We start from the raw sequence: 26,991 nt of genomic DNA, 5'->3' as shown, positions 1-26,991 counted from the left end.
GGTCCTCCTTTGGCAAAATTTAATCCATAACCAAATTATCCTGCGTTGACCGGCCGGCCACCGGCAACGTCACCAACCCGCCCGCCTTTCTCCGGCGCCAGTCGTCCCGCTGTTCCTGCACATCATCCACGGAGGCCGGCCTGGCCCGGACGGCGGCCCATTCGCGAAGGGCGCTTATCTCCTCGGCCATGGTCACGGACAGGGGCACCTGGCCGGCCATGGCCGCCAGCACGTCCCCGCCCGTCATGGAGCGTCCGGCCGCGAATGCCCGGTACCGGCCGGCCACAATGGCCTGCTCGATCTCCGCGCCGGAAAGCCCCTCCCCGTGCTCGGCGATCAGGCGGGCATCCGCCTGGACCGCGTCATGGCCGGCTTTTCTCAAATGGATTTCGGCGATCTCCCGGCGCTCGCCCAGGCCCGGCAGGTCCACGAAGAAAATTTCGTCCCAGCGGCCCTTGCGCAGCAGTTCCGGCGGCAGGGCCGCCACCGAGTTGGCCGTGGCCACTACGAACACCGGCGCGGTTTTCTCCTGCATCCAGGTGGCCAGGGCGGCAAACACCCGGGAGGCCGTGCCGGCGTCCGAATCCGCCGATCCGCTGATACCGGCCATGGCTTTTTCGATCTCGTCGATCCACAACACGCATGGCGCGATGGCTTCAACGGCGCTGATCGCCTGCCGGGTCCGTTCCTCGGAGCCGCCCACCCGGCTGGTGAACAGGCCGCCGGTCTCCAGCCGCGCCAGGGGAAGGTTCCAGAATGCGGCGGTCATCCTGGCCGCCAGGCTCTTGCCGCACCCGGGCACGCCCAGCAGCAGGATGCCCCGGGGCGCCGGCAAACCCGCCCGGCGGGCCTCGTCGCTAAAGCCGCGCTTCCGCTCCGCCAGCCACTGTTTCAGCGCCGACAACCCGCCCCAGTTGAGCCCGGGCTCGGCGTCAATCCAGGTCAGGGCCGCGGTCCGCCGCAGAATGTCTTTCCGGGCCCGGGCGATATCGTCGGCCACGGCCGCCGTTATCATGCCCTGGCGGCGGACCATGGCCCGGGCGACGCTTTGCTCAAACTGCTTGAGCGTCAGCCCTCGTCCGGCTTCGGCCACGGCCGCCCGCACCTGGTCGGCGGCGATCCCGGCCAGCCCGTCGTCCGCGTTCCGCTCCGCGTACCGGCCCAGGCTGGCAGCCAGTTCCGTCCGGGTCGGCAGCGGAAACGCGCGGCACCAGACATCGTTTTCCAGGACCTGCGGCAGGGAAGCCACCGGCGCCAGGATAATGACGGCACTGTTGGCGGCCTTTAACACCGCGCCCAGGTCCCGCAGCAGCCGCCGGGTCACCGGATCGGACAGGAATTCATGAAAATCCAGCAGCAGGTAGATCGCCCCTCTTTTAGGCACATGGGTGGTCTTGATGTTCCGCAGCAGGGCAACAGGGTCGCGGAACTCCGGATTGGGCTTGCCGTAAACCGGTTCCGGCGGCCCGTTTTCCGAAGGCGGGAAGTCTACGGTCCACAGGCCTTCGCTGACCGTGTACAGCCACAGTTTCCGTTTCAACCTGCGGCTGGACTGCTCGAGGGCGGTAACCACCCGTTCCTCTTCCGGAGACGTGACATAAAGGATAGGGATCCCGGCCCGCAGGGCATCTTCAATCTGTTCCATTCCTTCTCCCGTTGTTTTGTTCGATGTTATCGAACTCTCACCGCGCCATTACCCGTTTTTCTGGTACTGCTTCGGAAACAAAGGGTCTGGACAGGCGGAGTCGCGTTCACCCGCCGGATTTGTTCGATAGCGTCGAACCTTACCGGCAAAAAAAATATTTTTTAAGCCGTAGCCGTCATCCCCGGTTTTCTCGCCCAGCCCATGGCCTGGCGGGTATGATTGACCACCAGCCCCAGGTTCTGCAGCCGGATGATCATGGCCTGAAGCGAGACATTGTCAAAGCCGCCGGCCTCACAAACCGTCGCGGCGATGCGGGGCCAGTTCTCCACGCAGAAATCAAAACCGAACATGGAGGTGGCAAAATCGCTGTGGACATTGACCAGATCGAGCCGCTCCGGCTTGAACACCCGGCTAAAGGCTTCCCGCACATGGGCTTCCGGCATGAGCAGGCAGCCGGCGAAATAATTGGCCTGGCTTTCCACGGGTTTTGCGGTGTCCTCCCGGCGGCAGAAAATAATCTCCTCGCCGCTTCCGGCTCCGCCGCCCTTTTCCGCCAGGCGCCGGTGAAGCACCCAGTGCCCGACCTCGTGGGCCATGGTAAAGGCCGACCGCCCGCAAACGCTTTCGTCCAGCAGGTCCCGGCTGACGGCGATCAGCCGCCGGTTGACATAGGTGGCGCCCAGGACGCCGGGCTGGTTGATCCGCTCAAAATTCACGTACACGCATTTGAGCCCCAGGAAGCCGATCATCGCTTCCACCGGCACGGGCGGCTCCACCGGCTTGCCGTCTTTCTCCCCGTATGCCGCCAGCAGCGCTTCGGCTCGCCGGGCCATGTCCGCTCTGGATAAATAAGGAACCTGCCAGTTCATGCTTTCCCCCGTCGCCCCGCTCCCGGATCAGTCACCATCCGGAGACTTTTTCCTGGCGGGAATGATAATGTCGATCACCTGATTATGCCGCTCCCACTCCTCATCGCCCCAGCCGTTTTCCACGGTCCGCCGCAGAAAATCGGCCGCCGCCTCATTGGCCAGAATATGCTCAAACTCTTTTCCGGCCAGAAGGATCAATTCGTTTTCCACGGTTTTGTCCACCCGCAGCTCCCGGCAAATGCCCTTGATGATCGACACGTCGGGCGCCGGATGCTTGCCGCTCAAGATTCCGGACAGGTAGCTCTTGGAGATGATCCCGCTTTTAACCAGATCGGCCTGGGTCCTGTCCGCCGCTTCCAGGAGCGACTTCAACCGGTGTGCGAATGTAGTGTTGTCTGATGGCGTCATGATGTTCGATGATATCGAACTTTCATCCGCTGTCAAGAAAATTTTTTAGGGGCATTTTTCTCATAGGCGGCTTGACCGGTTGATCCAGCCTAAAACGCCATTATTCCTCTTAACACATCGCGCCGTGCCCTTAAAAAAAATTTCCGCAACTGTGACCGGATCTGTCACAGGTCCATGGCATCCTGCAATCAAAAGACTGGAACAGGCGCTCGTAATTAAGACAGGAGGTACAGCGATATGGAAAAACACCTGATCGAAGAAAGCGGCAAACCACCTTCATCAAGTCGGCAAGACGAAAAAATCCGGAAAATATTGTCCGGTTTTTACGAAAAACAGGCGGCCGAAGCCAAATCATGGCAAAGCTACTCTCACCACGTCGTGATCAACGAAAACAATGTCCTGCCGGTCGGATTTGTCAAAGGATACGACGCGGACAACAATTACCAGATTCTCCGTATCCTTGATCGAATAACCATTTTCCCTCAGTTCTGCTGTTCATTATACGGCGCGCCAGGGACCGAACTCCATAACCCTTCGGTGGTTCCCACACCGTCAATCGGTTATTCACGCCGGTATCACAATGTCGGCACGGATTGTTTCGTCAAAGCCTGGGACTGCTTTATGATGTTTGTGGGATGGTCCGCCACGATTATGGACGACCTGCAACAGATGCTGGCCGCGGCCCGGCAGGAAGGGTTATGGTCCGGCAACGATATGATCACCGATCTTTTTTATCTGGCCGTTGAAGGGTTGGCCAACGCCAAAGAGGATTATATCCAGGTGACAAAAAGGAACCGCGCGATCTACGCGGATATTGATGATCGCTGTGACTACGCTGCTTTTGTGGACAAATCCGCGGATATCCTGACCGCCATTCTGCTGTCTCCGGTAACGCGGAAGCAGATTCAGGATTCGGATAAGCCCGGATTAACCCCGGTTTGTCAGATGCATTTCGGCCTTGGCGGATATCATGCCATGTTGAAACGTGATTACGGGTGGGATGAATATAATTGCGCCAAAGCCGCCTTCATGGGGTTAAAGCATCCCATTTTCGCGGTAACGCCCCCCATCTACGCGCACCAATCCGGCGCCTTTTACGATTCTCAAACCAACATGATGATCGGAAAGCGCCGGCAGCTTGCGGAGTTCCTCCGCTTTCTGGATCAGAAAAAAATGCTCGATGAAAAGGATTTGCACTACCTTATCCCGGCTCCCGGGCCATAAACCAGATCATGGGCGCGTCCCGCGCCAGCCGGAACTCCTCGACAACCCGGAACCCGTGCCGTTCATAAAGCGGCAGGTTCTTTTCATTGGAGCACTCCAGGTACGCCGGCGCCCGCTCACGGTCGCACACGGTCAGCCGCTCCCGCAACAGGAACGAACCGATGCCCCGGCCCTGCTTCTCTTTGACCACGCCCAGGCCGTGCAGGTAGAAATGCGTCCTGACCGGCCGCGCCCGTTCAACATGGTGCAGCAGCCGGTTGGCCCGCATAATCATGCGCAGCCCGTTCTTTTTCCCCAGATGACGCCGGGTCCAGGCCAGAGCGAAAAAAAGCGGCGGAAACCGGGTGCCGACACCCGGCGGCAGCCACAAGGCCGCGCCGGTGTGGTCCGGCATCACCCGGCTCAGCCCATGCGACGCATAGTGTTTAATAAACGCGGCCTTGAAATACCGGGGGATAAACGACCGATCCGGCTGAATATAGTTCATGACCGGGTCATCCATAAAGGCCCGGCCCAGAATATCGGCCACCAGCTCCGCGTCTTTAATGGATACCGGCTCCAAACTCATGGCCGGCTCTTCTTTTTTGTCATGCCGCACATCTTTCTCCCAGCGGAATATCTTCCACCCGTTATTGCCCGGTTTGCATCATCACCGGCCTTCTTCCGAGGTCATCCCCCGCCCCTCTTTAGAGGTCATCCCCCGACTTGATCGGGGGATCCAGTGCAAAATTGCTTTAATACCTTATTCTCACCAAACAAACAATTGTTCGGAATCGCAGCCCAAAAAGCGACACCAATCACCTTGCCTGGTGTTTAATAGGCCCTTCCTGTGACATTTTGTCACGCCTTGCGCCTTCTCAATGTAGTAGCGTCTACACCGGCACAAAAAAAAGAGGGGTACATTTTGTACCCCCCTTCCAGTTCAACCCACGCCCCCGACCGGAGGACGACGACCACCCCGAAAAGGCCACATTAAGACCACTTTCATTCCAATCCATGCCCCCGCGCGGGGGGCGACAGAACCAACAGAACAATGCGCAACAGGCTCAACATCATTTCTAAGCCGCCTATACGGCGGGAAACGCGTCACGGACAAACAGGTCGATCAACTCCCTTTTCTAAGCCGCCTATACGGCGGGAAACTTCGCCTCCAGTTCCGGCGGTACGATCAGTCTTTTCTAAGCCGCCTATACGGCGGGAAACATCCGTGCCACCTTGTGCCAGTGGTATGATATTTTCTAAGCCGCCTATACGGCGGGAAACGGCGATCTGGAGCTTTTACGGCGGTCTGACGTTTTCTAAGCCGCCTATACGGCGGGAAACTCCGACAGTGAAGATGACATGATTGACTTCCATTTCTAAGCCGCCTATACGGCGGGAAACAGTAGAATGGCTTCTGACCCCTTACCCCTTTTTTCCTAAGCCGCCTATACGGCGGGAAACTGCCATTCCCGGCCATTCATCGTCGGGGACATTTCTAAGCCGCCTATACGGCGGGAAACGCGGGACTCTGAAAAAATTATCGGCAGTAACTTTTCTAAGCCGCCTATACGGCGGGAAACGGTGCAGGGATTGAACGCTCCAGGGTGTGTGCTTTTCTAAGCCGCCTATACGGCGGGAAACATGCCGTCAAGCTCTGTCTCTACAACGACCAATTTCTAAGCCGCCTATACGGCGGGAAACCATGCCATGTCGGCCTCGTCGGTCGAGAAAAATTTCTAAGCCGCCTATACGGCGGGAAACAAACCTATCCCGGTTGACGCTGTGCCTGAAGTTTTCTAAGCCGCCTATACGGCGGGAAACACGGTGACATCAGCGCAACGTGGGCTTTCGTCTTTCTAAGCCGCCTATACGGCGGGAAACAATAGATTTGATTCGAGGGATTGAATTGTATATTTCTAAGCCGCCTATACGGCGGGAAACACTCAAGAATCAGTACGCAGAGGATGAGAAGTTTTCTAAGCCGCCTATACGGCGGGAAACCCGACTCAATGATGGAAGCCGCAAAGATATTCTTTCTAAGCCGCCTATACGGCGGGAAACGGCTTGGCTTGATGACCTTTGGACTTTATCAGCTTTCTAAGCCGCCTATACGGCGGGAAACCCGTTGATCCGTCAGCCGGTGATGGCGTGGAATTTCTAAGCCGCCTATACGGCGGGAAACGCCAGCTTTGAAACGGCACAAGAACAGGCGGCTTTCTAAGCCGCCTATACGGCGGGAAACTGTTACCCCGTACCGTGGGCGCTTACCGTTATTTTCTAAGCCGCCTATACGGCGGGAAACACATAGGCCGCAAAGCCAAACAGCACCAGTGCTTTCTAAGCCGCCTATACGGCGGGAAACGAATAGTCAAGGTCCACTTGTTGATGAGATGCTTTCTAAGCCGCCTATACGGCGGGAAACTACACAATAAGAGGTGACTCAACTGAAAATAATTTCTAAGCCGCCTATACGGCGGGAAACGGCCGGATTCCACACCCGGCTCCACCTTTAAATTTCTAAGCCGCCTATACGGCGGGAAACGCAGATGCTTGGCGACAAGGGAAGCGGCAACGTTTCTAAGCCGCCTATACGGCGGGAAACGATAATAAGCGCTGACACCGCTAAAGGATACTTTTCTAAGCCGCCTATACGGCGGGAAACAGAAGTCTTTGAAATCAACGCCTATATTTAGATTTCTAAGCCGCCTATACGGCGGGAAACCGCTTCCGTCGTCTTTGGTGTATTCCGTTGTCTTTCTAAGCCGCCTATACGGCGGGAAACGCTTTCAAACGTCCCGGAGTAAGAATCATCACTTTCTAAGCCGCCTATACGGCGGGAAACACTCATTACAAGACCCGTTTAGGTCCTTAACCTTTCTAAGCCGCCTATACGGCGGGAAACCAGTCCTATCCGTGCATATTTGTCTGTGAACCTTTCTAAGCCGCCTATACGGCGGGAAACGGCCTGAACGCTTGCACCAGCAGCACTATCATTTCTAAGCCGCCTATACGGCGGGAAACAACGCCGATTTTACCCGGTCAAAATCACTCATTTTCTAAGCCGCCTATACGGCGGGAAACATGTCGCAGTCCGAATCACCGGCCGTGATATTTTTCTAAGCCGCCTATACGGCGGGAAACATGGTCAATGGGTTAAAACCAGTTTCTTTTTTTTTCTAAGCCGCCTATACGGCGGGAAACAAAGTCTTGTTGGCCACGTCCATGAAAATGCTTTTCTAAGCCGCCTATACGGCGGGAAACTCAAGCAGTGTTTTGGATTGAGCAACTTTGTATTTCTAAGCCGCCTATACGGCGGGAAACTGCGTCAGGTGCTATTAGTGCAGGGCTTGTATGTTTCTAAGCCGCCTATACGGCGGGAAACTACCCGGAACTGTTCAGACAAGTCGTAATACATTTCTAAGCCGCCTATACGGCGGGAAACTGAGCAGCAGCGACCGTGTTGAATACAATAAATTTCTAAGCCGCCTATACGGCGGGAAACTAGAGCACAAGGAGCTTAGTGCCTGTGATTATTTTCTAAGCCGCCTATACGGCGGGAAACAAAATGGTATCGACAATATAGGCGGGATATTCTTTCTAAGCCGCCTATACGGCGGGAAACCAGCGGCCATCAAAGTCATACGATGGATACAATTTCTAAGCCGCCTATACGGCGGGAAACATATCGGTTCAGGCTGGCGATGTAACGGCGTATTTCTAAGCCGCCTATACGGCGGGAAACGAACGATGCCGTGGACGGTTGATGAACGATATTTTCTAAGCCGCCTATACGGCGGGAAACGAACTCTGAGATTGAAAGCCATTGTCCATATTTTTCTAAGCCGCCTATACGGCGGGAAACGGCGCCTTCGATGACGGTCAGCTTGAAAAACTTTTCTAAGCCGCCTATACGGCGGGAAACCGATGATGACTCCGCCGCTGAATGGCTGTCATTTTCTAAGCCGCCTATACGGCGGGAAACTCGGGAACAACCAAAAGAATGGCTGACGGATCTTTCTAAGCCGCCTATACGGCGGGAAACTACCTGATGCCGATCATCCCGGTGTAGTAATTTTTCTAAGCCGCCTATACGGCGGGAAACCTTACCGCCCAGGCCGGCGAACCCGTTGGACATTTCTAAGCCGCCTATACGGCGGGAAACCACTGGGCAACGATCCAGGAATATCAGACATGTTTCTAAGCCGCCTATACGGCGGGAAACAAACAGTATATCGCAAGGGGGATGAAATAATTTTTCTAAGCCGCCTATACGGCGGGAAACCGGCGCCCCATTCCATCAGCGTTCCGCCTTTTTTTCTAAGCCGCCTATACGGCGGGAAACTTGGATATAGAAGCTGAATCCATGCCAGTGCATTTCTAAGCCGCCTATACGGCGGGAAACTAACCGGGAACACAACGGCGGCAGTCAATAAATTTCTAAGCCGCCTATACGGCGGGAAACTTCCACGGTAGTGGCATCCATTCACGCCATGCTTTCTAAGCCGCCTATACGGCGGGAAACGCGGCAAAGAAAGAAACCTTAAACTGATAATTTTTCTAAGCCGCCTATACGGCGGGAAACAACGCCTGGATGTATTGCTGCGGAAAGTCCAGTTTCTAAGCCGCCTATACGGCGGGAAACGGTTGACCTGCACTTCGGCCGTTCCCTTGTAATTTCTAAGCCGCCTATACGGCGGGAAACGCCTGCCTTGTCCAGCTCGCCGGCGAATTGGCTTTCTAAGCCGCCTATACGGCGGGAAACACCTCGGCCCACATGTCGCGGTTCTGGTTATATTTCTAAGCCGCCTATACGGCGGGAAACTATTAAAAGACGTTGACATGATTTGTGATTGTGTTTCTAAGCCGCCTATACGGCGGGAAACACGACACCGACCACCCGGTGACCAACGCCAACTTTCTAAGCCGCCTATACGGCGGGAAACTGTCCCCTTTTTTCCAGGCATACATGGTTGACTTTCTAAGCCGCCTATACGGCGGGAAACGACGGAATCCGGCCGTGTTTTGACTGTATCGTTTTCTAAGCCGCCTATACGGCGGGAAACACCAGTTTGTAATTGCTGTTCCAGACGTTGTTTTTCTAAGCCGCCTATACGGCGGGAAACGCCCGTTTCTGGTAGAGATCATAGACGTTGACTTTCTAAGCCGCCTATACGGCGGGAAACGAGCGGGACGCCGGCGTGACCCGGTATCGCAATTTCTAAGCCGCCTATACGGCGGGAAACAGCAGTGGCGGCGGCCGTGGTCGCAGCCGACATTTCTAAGCCGCCTATACGGCGGGAAACCCGAACGGGGATCACCTGCACATTGCCAACAATTTCTAAGCCGCCTATACGGCGGGAAACATAAATTGTTGTGCTAGTTTAGGTGCTTATCATTTTCTAAGCCGCCTATACGGCGGGAAACACGGCGATGCCGATCTCCCGGAACATGGGGTCTTTCTAAGCCGCCTATACGGCGGGAAACCGAAGGGACTACTATCGCCTCGGCTGCCACATTTTCTAAGCCGCCTATACGGCGGGAAACTCTTTGCTTCAGCGTCCAGCGGACACCATGATTTTCTAAGCCGCCTATACGGCGGGAAACTCGACGGTGGCCTCGTAGTCGTCGTTGACCACTTTCTAAGCCGCCTATACGGCGGGAAACGTGCTGACGCCGGAACGGCGCCGGGCGCTGGATTTCTAAGCCGCCTATACGGCGGGAAACTACGACACGATCGACAACGAGACCGGTTTCCTTTTCTAAGCCGCCTATACGGCGGGAAACGACCGCCCTACGAAACCGGTCCTCTATCTGCTTTTCTAAGCCGCCTATACGGCGGGAAACCTATGACGGCAGTTTCATCTATCGCGTTGAGCTTTCTAAGCCGCCTATACGGCGGGAAACGCACACGAAAAAGAAAAAGCGCAGTATGCAGATTTCTAAGCCGCCTATACGGCGGGAAACAAACAATGCGGATCATCGGACAGCGTGAAGGCTTTCTAAGCCGCCTATACGGCGGGAAACTATAATGGATAAGCCGACTGTTGACAAAGTATTTTCTAAGCCGCCTATACGGCGGGAAACCCATGACAGCAGGTGTGATGCGTAAGACTCGCTTTCTAAGCCGCCTATACGGCGGGAAACGCCGGTTACGGTGTCCGGCTCCGGCTTAACCGTTTCTAAGCCGCCTATACGGCGGGAAACGACCTTTGCTTGCATCTTTGACCAGTCCCGCATTTCTAAGCCGCCTATACGGCGGGAAACCTCCGCAATCATGGTATGAATTGCGTATTACATTTCTAAGCCGCCTATACGGCGGGAAACAACGACCACCGGACAGTTGCCAAGGTGCATGATTTCTAAGCCGCCTATACGGCGGGAAACGAACCGGCTCCGTTAAAACGGTGTGGCTCATATTTCTAAGCCGCCTATACGGCGGGAAACGAGCCTTGCACTGCTTGAACAGGCTATGATGTTTTCTAAGCCGCCTATACGGCGGGAAACAGAGAGCCTGGGCATTTGGGGGATCGGTTGGCTTTCTAAGCCGCCTATACGGCGGGAAACACTGATGCTGCTGGAAAGAGAGCCTGGGCATTTTTTCTAAGCCGCCTATACGGCGGGAAACAAAAGCTGATTCAGAGGCATGGCTGGCATGGTTTTCTAAGCCGCCTATACGGCGGGAAACGGCCGGTACAGGTCGTCGCGGCTCAGTCGGATTTTCTAAGCCGCCTATACGGCGGGAAACTTCTCTTTGCAGCACGGTTTCTTGTCGCTCATTTTCTAAGCCGCCTATACGGCGGGAAACTTTCTGGTTCTCCAACTATTCCACATTTTTCTTTTCTAAGCCGCCTATACGGCGGGAAACACAAACAAACGACCGATTGGCAAAAAGATAATTTTCTAAGCCGCCTATACGGCGGGAAACTATGTCGAGGGCCTCTTGCTGGATCTCTATTTTTTCTAAGCCGCCTATACGGCGGGAAACGATCAACTCATGGCGCCGATGGCTTCATAAATTTTCTAAGCCGCCTATACGGCGGGAAACACTGAAAACTGGCAGACCATCATGGACGCACTTTTCTAAGCCGCCTATACGGCGGGAAACGGAAAGATGCTTACGGAATTCGTGATGATACCTTTCTAAGCCGCCTATACGGCGGGAAACGGTTTCGGACGGTTTGCCTTGTACTCTTCAGCTTTCTAAGCCGCCTATACGGCGGGAAACTCAGATAAAAGCGTGTATGCAGTACATTTAAATTTCTAAGCCGCCTATACGGCGGGAAACTATCTGCGTATCCCTTCGATCTGTCAGATTGATTTCTAAGCCGCCTATACGGCGGGAAACGGTATATTGACACCGTACTATCTGGCGTTTAATTTCTAAGCCGCCTATACGGCGGGAAACGCGGCCCTGCGCGTGACCGACGGGGTCCATAATTTCTAAGCCGCCTATACGGCGGGAAACGCTGTAACCCGTCGCCGGTGACTGTGATTAAATTTCTAAGCCGCCTATACGGCGGGAAACTTTGTCGAGAGCTTTTGCTTTTACGTCCGCTTTTTCTAAGCCGCCTATACGGCGGGAAACATCCAGCGGATGCTCAACCCTAAATCCATGAATTTCTAAGCCGCCTATACGGCGGGAAACGTTATCGGATATTTCAGCGCTGACGATATACATTTCTAAGCCGCCTATACGGCGGGAAACCCTCAATCTCAACATCCCGCTGGATTGTTTCATTTCTAAGCCGCCTATACGGCGGGAAACTATGAACCGCTCCGGCAGGACGTGGTTTTTTATTTCTAAGCCGCCTATACGGCGGGAAACTGTAGGACGTAATAAAGCGGATCGTTTGTAGCTTTCTAAGCCGCCTATACGGCGGGAAACGGGATTTTTTACCGGGACGCCGTCCCGGATGTTTTCTAAGCCGCCTATACGGCGGGAAACTACTGGAGCGGAGCCGCATCATTATCACAGATTTTCTAAGCCGCCTATACGGCGGGAAACGGGATCGCTGGAGGGTATTGCGGCACAGGATATTTTCTAAGCCGCCTATACGGCGGGAAACTTCCTCTTTGCGTTTTGCGATAACCGCATATTTTTCTAAGCCGCCTATACGGCGGGAAACGGGCCGATCTGGCGATATTCATCAGCCGTTCATTTCTAAGCCGCCTATACGGCGGGAAACTGAGATCGGGTTTAACTATATCGCTAGGTATTCTTTCTAAGCCGCCTATACGGCGGGAAACGCTGATCGACAACGGGTCAGATGTGCCTTTCGTTTCTAAGCCGCCTATACGGCGGGAAACGAAAAGTTTGGCATCGAGGCCGCACGGTCAAATTTCTAAGCCGCCTATACGGCGGGAAACATGCTGTTAAGTTAGCGGCGAAGTGGATTTATTTTCTAAGCCGCCTATACGGCGGGAAACGAAATTTGTTCATGTCGTCATTCTCCTTTAATTTTCTAAGCCGCCTATACGGCGGGAAACTAAATATCCTGGATCTCCGTAGCATCTTCACTTTTCTAAGCCGCCTATACGGCGGGAAACCCAGCGTAGCTATAGTTTGTTTCCGTATTACTTTTCTAAGCCGCCTATACGGCGGGAAACAAGGCTGATCTGGACAGCACCATGCGGACTATTTTCTAAGCCGCCTATACGGCGGGAAACAGGTCGGCGTCGATCTCGTCCGGAAGCTGCTTTTTCTAAGCCGCCTATACGGCGGGAAACTATCTTTTTTACCGTAGCTAAAAATGGAATTTTTTCTAAGCCGCCTATACGGCGGGAAACCTCTTCCTGTGCCGCTGCCTGCCTGGCCGAACTTTCTAAGCCGCCTATACGGCGGGAAACCAGCCCCAGCCGTTCCAGCTTTTTTTCCTCCTTTTCTAAGCCGCCTATACGGCGGGAAACCAGACTGACGAACTGGCCCGGATCCTTCAGGTTTTCTAAGCCGCCTATACGGCGGGAAACGACTCCGTCGACGCCCCAGTTTTGATATTCCTTTTCTAAGCCGCCTATACGGCGGGAAACAATTCCAGGCCCGGAAAGTTCGTTTGTGAATCTTTCTAAGCCGCCTATACGGCGGGAAACAATTTCATCGTCAGGCGTATCCGGAGGGACAATTTCTAAGCCGCCTATACGGCGGGAAACATAACAGAAAAGATTTGTCTGGCTTAATGTTTTTTCTAAGCCGCCTATACGGCGGGAAACGTCCTGGATGTCGGATGCGGTGACGGCCGATGGTTTCTAAGCCGCCTATACGGCGGGAAACAATCAGCCCATATTTCAAGGCCATAGATCAGCTTTCTAAGCCGCCTATACGGCGGGAAACAAAACTTGTCGGCGCGTCCGCTGAAATGTTTTTTTCTAAGCCGCCTATACGGCGGGAAACGGTTGCCATGGGTAACGCCGGGACGTACACCAGTTTCTAAGCCGCCTATACGGCGGGAAACGGTTCCTGCTGAACGAAAAAGTCTATGATCGTCTGGTATTAGGTCCAAGCGACCTTAAATAGCAAAAAAATAAACCGGTTTTTAACGGCTTGTTTTATCTCTGTTTGTCAAAGAGCAACTATTTTGGGTTAAAACAATGGTACTGTTGTGGTAGGGCTTAAACCATAGCAGGAGAAAACACCTGCCTGCGCCGTCTCTTTTTCCCGCTTTTCAATAAACAGCCGAAAGTGGCATCCGTTTGTCAGGCTACCCATATTTATGTAAGGCAAACGGCTGCGCTCCTCCTCATAAGCATCATAGTAAGTTAGGGCCTTTTCAAATTCCTCTCCATGACGTTTGGCCCAACGTTTGGCCAGCTTCTCTTTGCTGCCTTTGGGTTTAACCTGACAAAAGCAGGCGTGCTCCGCAATCGTTTCCGGCACCGGCTCAATCTCACCGCAATGTAAATAATCTTTAAGACGGCTCAACCATTTTTCGCACTGTAACTGTTCCAGCGCGGATTTTTCCGGCGCAAACAGACGCAACCTGCAACCCAACATAAAATGGGTGGCGTCATATTCAGGGAAAGAAACGCCAATGGTGGACTTGTCAGACTCACCCTTGCATTCCACCAGGGCAAGATGTATCTGCTGATAGAGCTTTTGCCAGAAGTCGTATAAACCGATGTCAGCCCGGTGCAGCAATGATATTTCTTGATAGTATTTCATCATTGCCTGACCTCCCTAGTGTCAATGTTGGTAACATAGGCCAAGCCTTTTTTACCCAGATAGAAACTGGACACACCGGCATTTTCTATCAGGGTTTTAATCTCCTTGGCCTTCTCACGGTCAACGTCTATGGTGATTTCAAGCTGACCACTGGCTTTTGTCATCATGGAAACGATTTCACCCTCCCCGGCGACTCTTATTTTCCGGAGATAGGGATTGCCCCAGACCAATTTCTTAGGTCCCGTGGTAAAACGATCCATAAAGTCTTTTTTTGTAAAATTCGCTTTTGAAATGCCAGGTATTGTTCCGGATTGTGTGAGGGTGTATGTCATCCCAAATTCTCGTTCTTTCAGCCGCTCTAACTGCAAATAAAGTGCGGAACAATAGACTCTAGAAGGCTTAACCTTCCCGGCATTATTAAGATAACCGGTTTCTGGGAAACGAGTATCTAAAATATCTATAGCCTCCTCATATATACCCTCTTTTTCAACCGGTTTTATCTTTGCCAACTCATCAAATCGTTCGCAAATTGCAAGAGGATCAAGTCCTATCGATGCCTCCACTTTGTTGTTGTTGATAATATAAGCGCAAAGCTCATCAAAAGTTAAAGCCAGCACTCCCCAAAACTCAGGGGAATACTCAGATTGAAAAATAGCATCTTGATCTTTTACCATGCCAGTAAAAGAGTGTTGATCCGTGCTTCCTGTGATATTCCGGATATAGGTTACCTCATTGGTTACTGTCGCCCTGTCCTCAAAGGCAACAAATGGCTCAATCTGGCGAAAATAGTATCTCTGATCCTGGCGTGATTGATATAGTTTCCTCTGATCACCAATCAAACGGTTCAACACTCCCATGACGGTGTCGATAGTGACATCCCTCTTTATAAAGTTTTCAGGCTGGGTGCTGGAGTTTAGATTTCTCCCGGAAGCAATAAATTTTCTACCATTTTTAGGTAGTGGTTTATTATTACCGTCAGTGTCTTCAAGAAAAGAGTTACGCCAGGATGATTCGTATTCAATCTCAATCTTCATGGCAACCTCCTATTTGGCATAAAAATAGACGGCATAGTAGGACTGCGGTTTATTGTTTATCTGATCGGGGAAACGCTTGATCCGCATCATTTTAGTGCTGTCGTTATAGTCCACCATCACTTCATCAACATACATATAGGATTTGGCCTGCCTAATAGATAACGTTTCGATCTTCTGGAGGGTCGTCTCTACCAAAATTTGTATAGCGTCCTGGTTAAGCAGAATGCCATTTTCCCCTTCTTCGAAAATCGTTCCGTTGCGAACATAGTTTTTATGGAAAGAAGCTTTCGGAGACATTTGTGGGTTTAAGGCTTGGATATAATTTTGTACCAGTTGCGCAACCTCATCCCCCTGGCCTTCTTTAATTATCATTGCCGCCCGGTCGAATTTTTTATCCAAAGAAACAAATTGGAGTTGCTCGATACTGATTGAACCGTATGAGATATATTCAGTGTCACCAAAGGTGGTTTTGGAAAAAAATGAGGAACTGTCTCTCTCTCCAGCCTGCCCGAACTGCTCAAAATTACCATTTCCCAATTGATCGACAAAGTCCTCAATAAGCAAGGGACTGGTTCGTTTGCACTGACTGGAGGGCACGACATAACCACGAATGAGACCGGTCAGCGAGGCGATCACCTTTTCAAGGTTTTTTTCCTTGGCGTAATGCAGGTCATACGCCTGATCTCGAAACAAGTGGTGACGAATACAGTTTTGGCTAATGTATAAAGGGGTTTCTCTAAAATTTATGTCTGTAGGCTCTTTGCGATATTTATATCCAGTATCCTTCACTTTTCCCGATAAGTTTGTATAGCCTCTCAATTTGGGTAATGTGTGATTATCCACTGTTCGGCCGTCTTCTTGGGCAAGGTTTGTCGGGCCATTCCAGTTAACCACACCATGGCCAATGGCTTTGATTTTAAAATCAACGCTTTTGATACCTTCAATTTTTGTTGTCTGCATTCTACTCTCCTCCGTTGTTGAGTTGTTTTAAAGAAATCGCCCCGATGGGCTGTTTTTCCCCTATAGCATAGTAGATAGCATGAGAATGCGGCTCAGCTTCCACCAATTTCAAGTCATCGGGCGTATAACTTAAATAAATTGGCGTTTCCGGACTTCTGGCTTCATTAAGCAACTGAATGTCTTTGTATGCTTTTTTGACCTTTTTGATGTTGTGATGTTTTTTAGCCATGAAAGCCAATAAATTTTTATCCGACACGCCATGTCCGCAAATTCTCTCTATGGCGAAAGTAAAACTCTCTTCGGGTTTGTCTTCTGGGTAAGCATAGGTATTTTGTCTGTCCAAATTTTGGCGATCTTTGATGTTACAAACCGCCATTTGCACAAAACGGTTGTCGCCTCGCAAGGAGTGTTTCTTGATTTTAATTTTACCGAGCTCTTTTTTATAAGACGGTAGCGTGATCGGGTCGAAAAGTTTTTGGTCAAGCCTAATGACGCTCTCTTTAAGGGCGGCCACCAAATCCTGCTCAACAAATCCTCGGCAGTTGCCATCATTGTAGAAGTCATCATAGAGCGCATAAATTTTATTTATAGTAAGAGGTTTCTCCGGCAGCCTGTTCTCCAAAAAGTCAAACCAGACTTTGGCACTTTGCAGGCTTTTTAATGAGTTTAAAAACCGGGCGCTGCTTCCTTGGGCTACCCCTCTTTTTATGGCTTCCGTTATAGCGATCACATATTGATTAACATCCTGGTTCCGGCCAAAGCGATCCAGCCGGCCTAATCGTTGTAAAAAATTTTCAGCCACAGTCATCTCGCTGACCATTTTGTCGCAGGTAATGTTAAGCGAGGCCTGCACAATCGGCCCACTGCGCAATATATCGTAATCTCGGCTGCCGTCTTCCTTAAATGAGGTAAAAACCTTTTCAAACAGTTTCTCCCGGTCTGATTTCTTGAATTTTGAATGAAGCAAAATGCCATTTTCTTTGTTCTGGTTATCGATAAAACTCTTTTGAGCGACAATAGCCGTATTGCTGATAACAAAGGTGTTAGCCGGCTGTATTTGGAACAACGGATTGGTGTCGTCTTCTTTTGTTTCATCGTATTCGACAAATTCTATCCGGTATGAATTACGGTTGAAGCTGTCGATTCCGATGATGTCTTGCCGGGGTAGTTGCAGAAATTGCGTGATGAACAATGGATGGGGAGTGGCTGAAACTAGCAGCGTGTTGGGCCGTGTTTGGTCACCATTTTGCTGGCACCTTTTACACTGAACCAGTTCGGCAAACAGCAGATTAAAAGCCGGCATGGTGATATATTCGTGATACTCATCGAACACGACATGGGCATCCATAAAATCCACCAGTGTGGTGACATTCCGATGGGTGGTAATGGAATTTATAATCTGGTCAATGGTGGTGATAACAATATCGCCTGAAAACTCCTTCCCTTCAGGGGTCTCAACGGGCTTGCCGGATACAAGTGTCTGTTTGGTCTCTCCGGTACAGACCTCTATTTTTGCCTCCGGCAGATATATACTGGACGTTAAATCGTAAAACAGCCCTTGGCAGACTTGAACCCGTGGGCAGACCCAGAATATTTTTTTCGCTTCGGTGTTCAGCGCCCATTCCAGGGCAATTTTAGTTTTTCCGCAACCTGCCGGACCTTTGAGCACACCAACAGTGACTTCTTCATCCGCTAATTTTTTCGCGGCTTCAGCCTGTTGCCGGTTTCTCTCGACATCGGGGTTGTTCTGGTTGAATCCATCCAGACAGCGTTGAATATGATGTTTTAATCCTCGCTCTTTTTGAAACGCATCGTCCAACAAGGCATCTAAAATATGGTTGCTAATACGCTCATTTAGTGCATCTCCCTCAAGCCTCCAGGAAACCAGACGATCGGCCGTGATCAAAGCTGACCGGGCCAAGTTGTTTAAAGCGTTATGCTGGATGTTGTTTTGATACTTATCGACAGATTCCTTACTGGAATAGCGTTTGTATGCAGGCAAATCGGCTATTTCAAGGCTATCTTCAATACTGGTAAATTGGGGAACCATCAGGCTATCAATCTCTGCCGGGAGTTCATCGCAGTATTCATTGGCAATGGCTTGTACTGATTTTAAAATGACGACGGCCGAGGCTGTCAGTTTTGGATAATCCTGTTCGAAGCTTTTCAACTTGTTAAAAACCCCTACCACCCCTTTTATCTTATTTTTTTCCTGCCTGATCGGCTTGGCATGGTGCCAGTAAATAGCATGTTTAGCTCTATCAATATATGCGCCATCAATTTTAGACAGAATGTGGAATAACAGCAGAGATATTTCATTGTGCCGGGGGTGCTTTTGCCAAGAAAACGGCCCTGATTTATCAATATGCTGTCCATCCTCCGGCACTTCCTCCATCTGTTTGTTCTTGAGCTTCTCGCTTAACCATTTTTGAAAAGACGGATCAATTTTACCGATATCGTGCCAGCATCCAGCCACAAAAACGGCCTTTGCCAAATTGCCATTTTGGGGAACCATGCGTTTAATAATCTCATGGGCAAGATAGCCCACAGCGAATAAGTGGTGATCCAACCGTTGCCCTTTGGTGTTGGCAAGAATTTGTTCCGGCATAACCTCAATATCTCCTATAAACATTATCTTGTTCGTATAATTCACCGGCACCACGCCCCGCTCGTCAAACTTGCTTCTGTTGCCCACAATCCAGAGAAGCTGGCTGCGGGAGCGGCTGCGAATCCAGTGACAGGAGACGGCGGTGCTTTTGGTGGCTGTCTGGCGCAGCATTTTGTGGACCGTTTTGAGGCCTTCTTCCGTGATAACGGTCTGCCAGGTGTTATCGCCGATGCGGTCGGCAAAGGCGTCCAGCACCCGGCGGGTTTTGGGCAGAGCGTTTTTTTCACACTGGGATATAAACGTGACCATCATGGGGTTGAGAATTCTCCTTGGCTGATCTGCTTGACCGTATCAAACATGGTATCCAGGGCATCATGGTCGGCAAAAGCCTGAAGACACTGCTGGCGAAATTCCTGATCGGTGGCGTTTTCTCTGGCGCAGATAAAGGACCATGGCAACACAATGGCATCTTTAACCAGGTCAGCCACGTCAAAAACCAAGGCCCCGCGGCGGGTTTTGCCGTGCATAACAGCGAAGCCGTGGGGGATTCCCAACACCCACAACGTTGAGGCGGCCAGGCCATAGGCCAGATAGTTACCATGATCAAGAAAACTGTTGGCCAGGTCCGTAGATTCCCGTTCCCGGACAAAATTGGATATATCGCAGTTGTAGGCGGCTATTTTATAGAGTTGCTTGGTTAACTGGGCTTCCGTGGCCAGTAATTGGGTTGTCTTCTGGGCTTCTTTTACCTGAATCTCATAGGAATCCAGAACTTTGGCAATAGCTTTGCTCCGCGCGTCGAAGTCGGCAAAAGCCAATTCCCGATCTTTTCCCCAAACCTTCCGCAAATAATTCAGCCTTACAACCTGCATGGCCTTGGCGGCCTGTAGCCGCTTATTTTCGTCAAACCAGAAACCCAGCCAGCCTTGCAGGTATTCTGTAGGGCGATATTCGCTTTGCGGGGTGAACCATTCAATCTCGGTGCCCATATAGAGCGGCGTGCCTCCGTCCCCGCAAAAACCGACCAGGACTCCTGCCTGACAAAGCATCCGGGCGGCCGCCTGAGTCAATGAGGTGCCCGTGCCCAGCAAGATTACGGTGGTGTTGGCTATGGGAATATTAAAATAGAGATTTTTTTGAGAGGTCTCAGTCAGATAAAGGACCCGCCCGTCCTTTTGCATTACCCGGCAGTGCTCCAGATAATACATGTTGGCACGTTTGGAGTGCAGAATTGTCTTTAAATCTGATGGTGAAAGATCATCCATATCACAATTTCCCCGCTATTTGCCCCATTGTGTGGATTTTCAACTTATCTTTCTTTATTGCAATTTTTCGCTTTGTAAATCAATCCATCAAATTTTTTTTGAAAACGTCGGTTAATATTGCAAAGCTTATAACCTTCTAATTTACGCTATCCCTTTGGCCTGGACAAAATTTCTCCTGATCATCTTTATAACATCGGCCTGTGACAGAATCGGTCACACTTTTAAAAAAATTTACTTTTTGAGGGCCTATTATTGCATTAAGTTTTTATTGCATTTAGACGCAATAATAACGCAATATAACATTACGTTATTTATAAATATTTTGCCTATTGCGTTGAAACATTATTGCGTTAACTTCTATTAACGCAATGAGCAGCGCTTTTGGTCTCCCTCGGAATTGCTTTGAAAACTGCTTTCCGGTTACAGAATAAACGCGTTTCATCCGTCGACACATTGTCGACAGTTCACTTTTCACCCCTTTTCAGGCAAGGGCGAATCCCACATTTCCCGATAAGCGTTGACGTATGAAGCCGTGGCCGCCGGGTCGATATCAAAATAATAGCGGCAGAGGTTTTTGTATAAAGCCAGGGCTTCATCGTCGAAACAGAAGTCGAGCAAGCCGTCAAGGCAACGTTCGATGCGGGCGACGTCACGGGTTTTCTCATTCACTATGGATACGACTTCGACGGCATATTGCCGCGCGGCCACGCGGGCAAGATTCTTTATTTCCCCGACCAGGCTGATGATGTTTCGTTCGGGATTGTTCATTTTCGTTTTTGTCGTATTCTTTTTCCTCAAGATAACCTCCCTGTTATTAATAAGGTAACGGCGTTTTATTCTGGATTATCCGGTCAAGCCGGATAATGACGACAGCTTAAACCGGATAATGACGAGCGGTAAACGTTTTACTCCTTTGGTGCCCCATTAGCCGGTGTTGTTGACTCCTCTTTCCCTGTTTGACTGGTCCTCCGGTTACTTGCCCTGTTTTGTGATCATTTTCCGTCCTTTGGCTGTCAGCCGGTATTTCTGCAATCGGCTTTGCGGTTTGTCGGGAACGGTGCGTTCCAACCAGCCCTGCTCCAGGAGGGGATTCAAATAGTTGCTCTGAAATGTTTTCCAGTGTTTGAGCCCCAGTTCGGCCATGATGGCTTTCGCCGGCTTCGGCTCCTGACAAAAGGTAAGTACTTGTACTGCGACTTGTGCGGTCACTTGTGCGCTGACTTGTGCTGTGACTGGTTCGGTTGACTGCGCGTCCGATATGCCCGTCGCCACCATCTGCATTTTAAAGGTGACGGTCAGAAAGCCCTGTCCTTCGTCGAAGACCGGCGGGGCGGCGCCATGTTTTTTGCACATGGCAATGACGCGATTGGTGCCCCGGCCCCAGACCTCAACCGCGCCGGTGCGGTGAAAGGCCCCGGCGATGAGAGGATTGACCGGTTTTGAATCGTGTCTGCCGGAAAGCTGCTTGACCGTCAGGCCCATGGGCAGGCGTCCGTAACTGCGGATTTCGACCCGGTCGTCGAAGACAACAATGGCGACATAGCCGGAAGGATTGGAATAGTCGCGGTGCATGACGGCGTTGAGCAGGATTTCCCGCAGGGCGTCGGGCGGAACCGGAAACCGGTCCTCCCGGAAAATCTGGCCGGTGGGAAAGCGTGCGCCGAGAGGCATGGTCCGTTCCAGGAAGGCCATGCCCTCGCGCACCATGGCAAAGGCATTCAGGTACTCCTGCCGATTGTCCACGATCTCGCCGGTGATCTCGGTACCGCGGAAGCGGCCCATCTTGAGGAGGCATTGCGGGTAGTCCGGCAGAAACCTTTTTCCATAAAGCACCAGGGCGGCCTGGGTCAGAACGCCGCCAATCCGCAGGCCCAGGCGGTCGAGGATCTCGCCGATATCGCGGCCGGTATCCGGCGAAATCCGGTTCTGCTGGATGGACAATTCCCGGGTCCGCAGGATTTCCTTTCGATCCAGGTCTTTTAAGGCCAGCCCATCGGCGGGGAAGTTCTCCCAGCGGCGACGGGCGTGGCTCCGCTCGACCAGCAGACGTTCATACCTGGCCTGCAGAATCCGGCGGGTAGTGCTGCTCATGCGTTCGTAGGGATGGCCTTCATAGGAAAACGGCCGGACATCCCCGCCGCCTTCCGCCGTGACGGCCAGGACCTCACGGCCGCTTCTGATGCGGATTCGTTCGATAGCCACATGGGCGGGCGGTTCGAAACGATCCATGGCCTGAGAAATATCACGGAGTGTTTTGTCGGAAACGTCCTGGCCCGCGACGGTTCCATCGGGCCGGACCCCGAACAACACGGTGCCGCCGGAACCGTTCATGAAAGCACACAACGTCTGCATGGCCTCTTTTAATTCTCCGGTCGAGCGTTTGAATTCAAGGGTTTCGCCTTCTCCCTGGCTTGCGAGAGCGGCAAGCTGCTTCAGGTTCTTCACTCTCATTTTTCAGCCTCCCTGCTGTATTATTGGTTTATGTTATGTTTTTGAATCTTTGCCCCCCCTCGAACAGTAGTTAAACCTGCGGCAGCCGGCTGTCAACATAATTTTTTCATTAAAATCAAGTTGATATAGGCTTAATTCCACCGGGCTGTTTTGGAGATAAGTTTTAAGTGTTAAGTTTTAAGTTTTAAGTTTTAAGTGGTTAAGTGAGATAATGGCGCCGGAAATATCGTCCGGCGTCATTATCTGCTTCTGGAAGGCTGAACAGACTGTCTAATAAGTCGAAGCAATCGTCATTCCGGACGAGTCCGACAACGTCGGACGAGATCCGGAATCCAGAAAAATGAATAAAATCAATTTTATACTGGATCCCGGGTCACGTTCCGCTTCGCTCCACTGCCCGGGATGACGAGTTGTTGAACAGCCTGTGAAGCCTTCCGCTACACGTTTCCCCCCTTCAGGCGGCGGTGGCCCGGTTGAACGGCACCAGGTTGCCTTTGACCACGGGCCGGGGAGTATCGTCATCCGGTTCGGGTTCGGGCGTTTTTTTCCGGCGCTCTTTTTCCGCCTCGGCCGCGGCCACGGTCTTATCGTCTTTCAAGAACCGGGCATTGGTCAGATACCAGCCCAGTTCCCATTCGCTCTGCATTTTCAGTGGGAGAAACCGTTCTAACGCCTCGCCGGCGACCTTCCGGGCCTGTTCCGCTTTCTCCATGCGATGAAGAATGTTCGCTTTCAGGGACAGGAAGGCGCCGGCATCATCCGTGGTTTCCATCGCCTTATCAATGATATTGAGCGCTTCGTCGTGCCGTTTCGTGTTCCGGTACAGAAGCGCCAGATTGAAGAGCGGACCGGTCCAGGACGGATCCGTGCGCCAGGCTTCCTGATAGGCTTTCTCCGCCCGGTCATAATTCTTCAGTTGTCCGTAGTAGTTTCCCTGCAGGTGGAGCGCGCTGGCATTCGGCCCGTCGTTTTTCTTCAGCGCGACATGCAGGCAATGCAGGGCCTTTTCATGCTGATTCAGTTCCGCGTACCATTCGGCCAGGTTGATGTAGTCGTCCACGTTCTCGCGGGTGCCGCCTTTTTGCCGGCGCAGCATCTCCTCGGTTTCCTCGATTTTCAGGCGCACGGAGCCGGGATTGACCACGTTGACCAGGGGATTTTCTATGGTTCGGATAAACTCCGCGTCGGGCACTTTTTTCAGAAACGCCCGGCATTCAAACTGCTTGCCGGCGGTGACGCGGTATTCCATGATGATTTCATCACCGGGACAGGCGGCCTGGGGCAGGTCCCAGATCTCATTCAACAGATGCCGGCCATCCAGACCGCTCATCAGCTTGAACCGCAACTGCTCGACGAACAACCGGCTGACTTTCGGCGCCTCCAGCGCCAGGCGGCGCCAGGACCCGTCTTCCGGCCAGGGCAGCGGCGTGCCGGGTTCGATCAGGGTATGGCAGTTGCCGTCATTGGTTTCCAGGTCGATGCCGTCGTGCAGGACGGGCTGAATCAGGGGGCGACCGGTGATGGTCTTGAAAATGGTGTTCCAGGCCGCGCCCCGGGCCACCGCCGTCTGCATCAGCTCCGGATCATCGTGACAGCCCACCTTGTCCTTGCCGAAGTATGCCTCAATGGCGTGCCGCACCTGCGGGATAAGCACGCTGCCGCCGGTGATCAGGCAGAAATCCACCTTCCTGGCATCGATACCGGCCCGGTCCAGGGCGTCCTCAATAGGAGAAAAAATGGACTGGGTCAGCCGGTATTCGGTTTCCCGGGCATAGAGATGGTCGGTGTCCAGAAACGGTTCCAGCAGGCCTTCAAACTGAGCGGCCGACAGGCTCGGGCAGGACAGATGAAAATCTCTGCCGTTCAGCCGGCAGGTGATATCCGGGGCCGTGACCTTGAACATGGTTGGGTTGACCTCGGCATACTCACACTGGTCAATGGATTGGCGGATTTTTCGGCACAGGTCAATTTTCAGAATTTCCGCCGTGGCGATCAACTGGGGTTCCAGTTCCAGTTTCTTGTTTTCCCAGGTCAGCTCCAGCGGCCCCAGTTTGTTCTCCGTCATAAGCGCCGGGATCAGCGCTTCGTGGACGATGGCGGCGTCGATATCGCCGCCGCCCAGGCGGTGATATCGGGACACGGAGCGTTCGCTCACCGTCAGGGGTTTGTTTTCTCCGCTGCTGGTGATGGAGACCACGGACACGTCGCAGGTGCCGCCGCCATAATCAAAGATCAGGCAGACGACTTCTTTTCCCGGCGACAGAAAGAGCCGCTTGTTGTCGGACATGAGGTAGTCGATCAGGGCCGCGGCCGGCTCTTCCAGCAGGCTGTCCTGCCCCAGGTGAAGGTCGGCCATCTGAGCGGCCCGCAGGGTGTCCTGCCGCTGGTTCATCTGGAAAGAGGCCGGCACGGTTACGGTCAGGGCCTGGTATGGGGCCGTGGCGTTTTTTTCCGCGGCCTCCACCAGAAAGGCCAGGAGATATCCGGCCGCCTTGTAGGCGTGATCCAGATATGCCGGGGCCTCGGCATAGGTTTTGTTCAGCCCCATGTCGTTTTTGGTTTCGTAAAAATAGTTCCGCCACCGACCCAGTTCGCCTTTGTCCGCGCCCGACCGCAGGCGCCTGGCCCCTTCCCCGACGATGACCGTATCGCTCTTCGTCACCGCCAGGAAGGACGGCACCAGCTCGCCGGTGAACGTCCCGGTGGCCAGCGGCTGGATGATCTTGAGCACCCGGCACATGGGCGGGTACCCCGGAAGCCAGATACTTTCCGCGATGGTGGAGTTGGTGGTGCCCAGGTCGATGCTGAGGGTGCGGACAATCCCCCCGCTCCGGGACACCGGCTGATTGGAAAACCTTTTGATAATATCCATTTTTATCCCCCTTTTGCTGCAGATGAATAAAAATGCCCACCCTTCCGATGCTGGTCCCCGGCTGAAAAACATTTTTCAGCCTTGGTTAAGCCTTAACACCGAAGTGTGACAGATCCGGTCACAGTTGATGAAAAAAATTCGCGGGGAAAATGGAATATGGCTGTTTTATACTGGATCACCCGGTTAAACCGGGTGATGACGGAGGCAAGACCAATCGGCTGCCGATTAAGGCGGGAACTGACGGCGGCAAAGCTATCAGGCTAAATCACCCGGTTAAGCCGGGTGATGACGAAGGCAAAACCGGCCGGTCAATGGAATAAAGGCATTGGCAATCTCTGGATAAAGGACAAGGCAGAGGATTGAAATCCTCTATTCAGCAGAGGGACCCTTCAGCTTTTTGAGCTCTTCCTTGATTTCTTCCAACTCGTCTTTTGTTACCAGGCCGGAGCGGCCGACGATATCCTTGACGGCTTTTTCCACTTTATCTTCCAGCTTTTCGCGGGACGTGTCGTAACGTTTCAAAAGGTCGTCAATAAATTTCTTGCCTTCTTTTTCCGACAACTCCGCCTTTTTGATAAGATCGTTGGCGAACTTTTTCGCCTCGTCCCTGGTCTTTAAAGCCAGTCCGACGCCGGCGGACATGGCCTGCCCAATGGCGTCAATAATGAGGGGTTTTTCCTTTTTAACGGATTTCTTTTTCCCCTTCTCTGCTTGCTTCTTCTCCACGACAGGCTGCTTCTTCACCATGACCGATCTCCTTTTCTTTAGATCCTTGTGTTTCCAGAAAATTCCTGGTCACCGTCTCCCCGGTTTTTGCTGTTTATCAATGTGGACATCATACCATGTCCTTTTTATACACAACATTCTTTTTGTCCCTGGCTTTTATTGGTGCCCCCGGCGTGAATCGAACACGCGGCACACGGATTAGGAATCCGTTGCTCTATCCACTGAGCTACGGGGGCAATGGGGTGTGAATCCGTGCGTGGATTGGTTTGAGATATTTGGCAGATTTTTTTTAAAATGTCCACAGGTTTTCTTTGGCGGTTTTCTCCCGCGTCCGCCATGAGGATGGCCTGTTTTAACCGGCTTTGGCCATGGCTTCCGGCGGCGCCTCCAGCGTGACGGCTTCCACCGGGCACTCGTCGGCGCAGAAGCCGCAGCTTAAGCAGGCGCCGGGGTCGGCCAGTTCGGGATAGGCGTTCTTGTCCTTTCTGGACGGTTCACCCGGCTTGAGGCAGCCCGCGGGGCAGGCGTTGATGCAGATGCCGCAGGCCATGCAGGTCTTGTGGTTGAACACCGGTTTGGCCCAGAATTGCTTTTTGACGCTTTGCACGGCCCGGCCGGTCGGGTCCTGCAAAGCGCTTTGCGGGCAGATCCGGCCGCAGGCGCCGCATTCGATGCACAGGCCAAGGTCGATGACATGGCGGTTCTTTTTTTCCCCCTGAATGGCGCCGGCCGGGCAGAGCCGGGCGCAGGAGGTGCAGCCGTTACAGGTTTCCGTTATAAAATAAGCCATG

15 protein-coding genes, 1 tRNA gene and 1 CRISPR repeat array are annotated in these 26,991 nt (G+C 52.4%); of the genes, 1 reads left to right on the top strand and 15 read right to left on the bottom strand.

Annotation, left to right across the window (positions count from 1 at the left end; all coding sequences use genetic code 11):
* Positions 1–19: 19 nt before the first annotated feature.
* From AB1724_01560 to AB1724_01550, 3 genes are all read right to left on the bottom strand, one after another.
* Positions 20–1,645, bottom strand: a complete 1,626-nt coding sequence (locus AB1724_01560) for an AAA family ATPase (protein MEW6076478.1) — start codon at positions 1,643–1,645, stop codon at positions 20–22.
* 161 nt (positions 1,646–1,806) lie between these two features.
* Entirely contained in the window at positions 1,807–2,514 is a 708-nt protein-coding gene (locus AB1724_01555) for an ImmA/IrrE family metallo-endopeptidase (protein ID MEW6076477.1), read from the bottom strand.
* A gap of 27 nt (positions 2,515–2,541) precedes the next feature.
* Positions 2,542–2,922 carry a helix-turn-helix transcriptional regulator gene (locus AB1724_01550; protein ID MEW6076476.1) on the bottom strand — a complete coding sequence of 127 codons (381 nt, stop codon included), beginning with the start codon at positions 2,920–2,922 and terminating at the stop codon, positions 2,542–2,544.
* Positions 2,923–3,159: 237 nt separating this feature from the next.
* Between AB1724_01550 and AB1724_01545 the strand changes: the two genes are divergently transcribed.
* Positions 3,160–4,146 (top strand): hypothetical protein, encoded by a 987-nt coding sequence (locus AB1724_01545; GenBank protein MEW6076475.1) that lies wholly within the window; start codon positions 3,160–3,162, stop codon positions 4,144–4,146.
* On the opposite strand, the gene AB1724_01540 is transcribed toward AB1724_01545, so the two are convergent.
* From AB1724_01540 to AB1724_01485, 12 genes are all read right to left on the bottom strand, one after another.
* Positions 4,124–4,744 carry a GNAT family N-acetyltransferase gene (locus AB1724_01540; protein ID MEW6076474.1) on the bottom strand — a complete coding sequence of 207 codons (621 nt, stop codon included), beginning with the start codon at positions 4,742–4,744 and terminating at the stop codon, positions 4,124–4,126. The two genes, AB1724_01545 and AB1724_01540, sit on opposite strands and share 23 nt — an antisense overlap.
* 455 nt (positions 4,745–5,199) lie before the next feature.
* Positions 5,200–13,577: a CRISPR direct-repeat array (repeat unit 28 nt; unit sequence TTTCTAAGCCGCCTATACGGCGGGAAAC).
* A 128-nt stretch (positions 13,578–13,705) separates the two neighbouring features.
* On the bottom strand, positions 13,706–14,287 hold the full coding sequence (gene cas6f, locus AB1724_01535) for a type I-F CRISPR-associated endoribonuclease Cas6/Csy4 (protein MEW6076473.1): 582 nt from the start codon (positions 14,285–14,287) through the stop codon (positions 13,706–13,708).
* Positions 14,284–15,318 (bottom strand): type I-Fv CRISPR-associated protein Cas5fv, encoded by a 1,035-nt coding sequence (cas5fv, locus tag AB1724_01530; protein MEW6076472.1) that lies wholly within the window; start codon positions 15,316–15,318, stop codon positions 14,284–14,286. Before cas5fv ends, cas6f begins: the two co-directional genes overlap by 4 nt.
* Before the next feature lie 9 nt (positions 15,319–15,327).
* On the bottom strand, positions 15,328–16,278 hold the full coding sequence (cas7fv, locus tag AB1724_01525) for a type I-Fv CRISPR-associated protein Cas7fv (protein ID MEW6076471.1): 951 nt from the start codon (positions 16,276–16,278) through the stop codon (positions 15,328–15,330).
* Position 16,279: 1 nt separating this feature from the next.
* Positions 16,280–19,198, bottom strand: a complete 2,919-nt coding sequence (locus AB1724_01520; protein ID MEW6076470.1) for a CRISPR-associated endonuclease Cas3'' — start codon at positions 19,196–19,198, stop codon at positions 16,280–16,282.
* The gene (gene cas1f / locus AB1724_01515) at positions 19,195–20,151 is read right to left on the bottom strand and encodes a type I-F CRISPR-associated endonuclease Cas1f (protein ID MEW6076469.1); all 957 of its coding nucleotides are present in this window, start codon (positions 20,149–20,151) and stop codon (positions 19,195–19,197) included. The genes AB1724_01520 and cas1f overlap by 4 nt, the downstream gene beginning before the upstream one ends.
* A 471-nt stretch (positions 20,152–20,622) precedes the next feature.
* Positions 20,623–20,949, bottom strand: coding sequence for a hypothetical protein (locus AB1724_01510; GenBank protein ID MEW6076468.1), 327 nt, complete (start codon positions 20,947–20,949; stop codon positions 20,623–20,625).
* 174 nt (positions 20,950–21,123) lie between these two features.
* Positions 21,124–22,602, bottom strand: coding sequence for a Fic family protein (locus tag AB1724_01505; protein ID MEW6076467.1), 1,479 nt, complete (start codon positions 22,600–22,602; stop codon positions 21,124–21,126).
* A 454-nt stretch (positions 22,603–23,056) separates the two neighbouring features.
* On the bottom strand, positions 23,057–25,474 hold the full coding sequence (locus AB1724_01500) for an Hsp70 family protein (protein MEW6076466.1): 2,418 nt from the start codon (positions 25,472–25,474) through the stop codon (positions 23,057–23,059).
* Between the two features lie 369 nt (positions 25,475–25,843).
* On the bottom strand, positions 25,844–26,221 hold the full coding sequence (locus AB1724_01495) for a hypothetical protein (GenBank protein MEW6076465.1): 378 nt from the start codon (positions 26,219–26,221) through the stop codon (positions 25,844–25,846).
* 139 nt (positions 26,222–26,360) lie between these two features.
* Positions 26,361–26,436, bottom strand: a tRNA-Arg gene (locus AB1724_01490).
* Positions 26,437–26,552: 116 nt separating this feature from the next.
* Positions 26,553–26,990 (bottom strand): 4Fe-4S binding protein, encoded by a 438-nt coding sequence (locus AB1724_01485; protein MEW6076464.1) that lies wholly within the window; start codon positions 26,988–26,990, stop codon positions 26,553–26,555.
* Between the last annotated feature and the right edge of the window lies 1 nt (position 26,991).

Source organism: Thermodesulfobacteriota bacterium, assembly GCA_040753795.1.
Taxonomy (GTDB): Bacteria; Desulfobacterota; Desulfobacteria; order Desulfobacterales; family Desulfosudaceae; genus JBFMDX01.
Note: the sequence above shows the minus strand (reverse complement) of the source record. Positions and strands in the feature narration are given on the sequence as shown.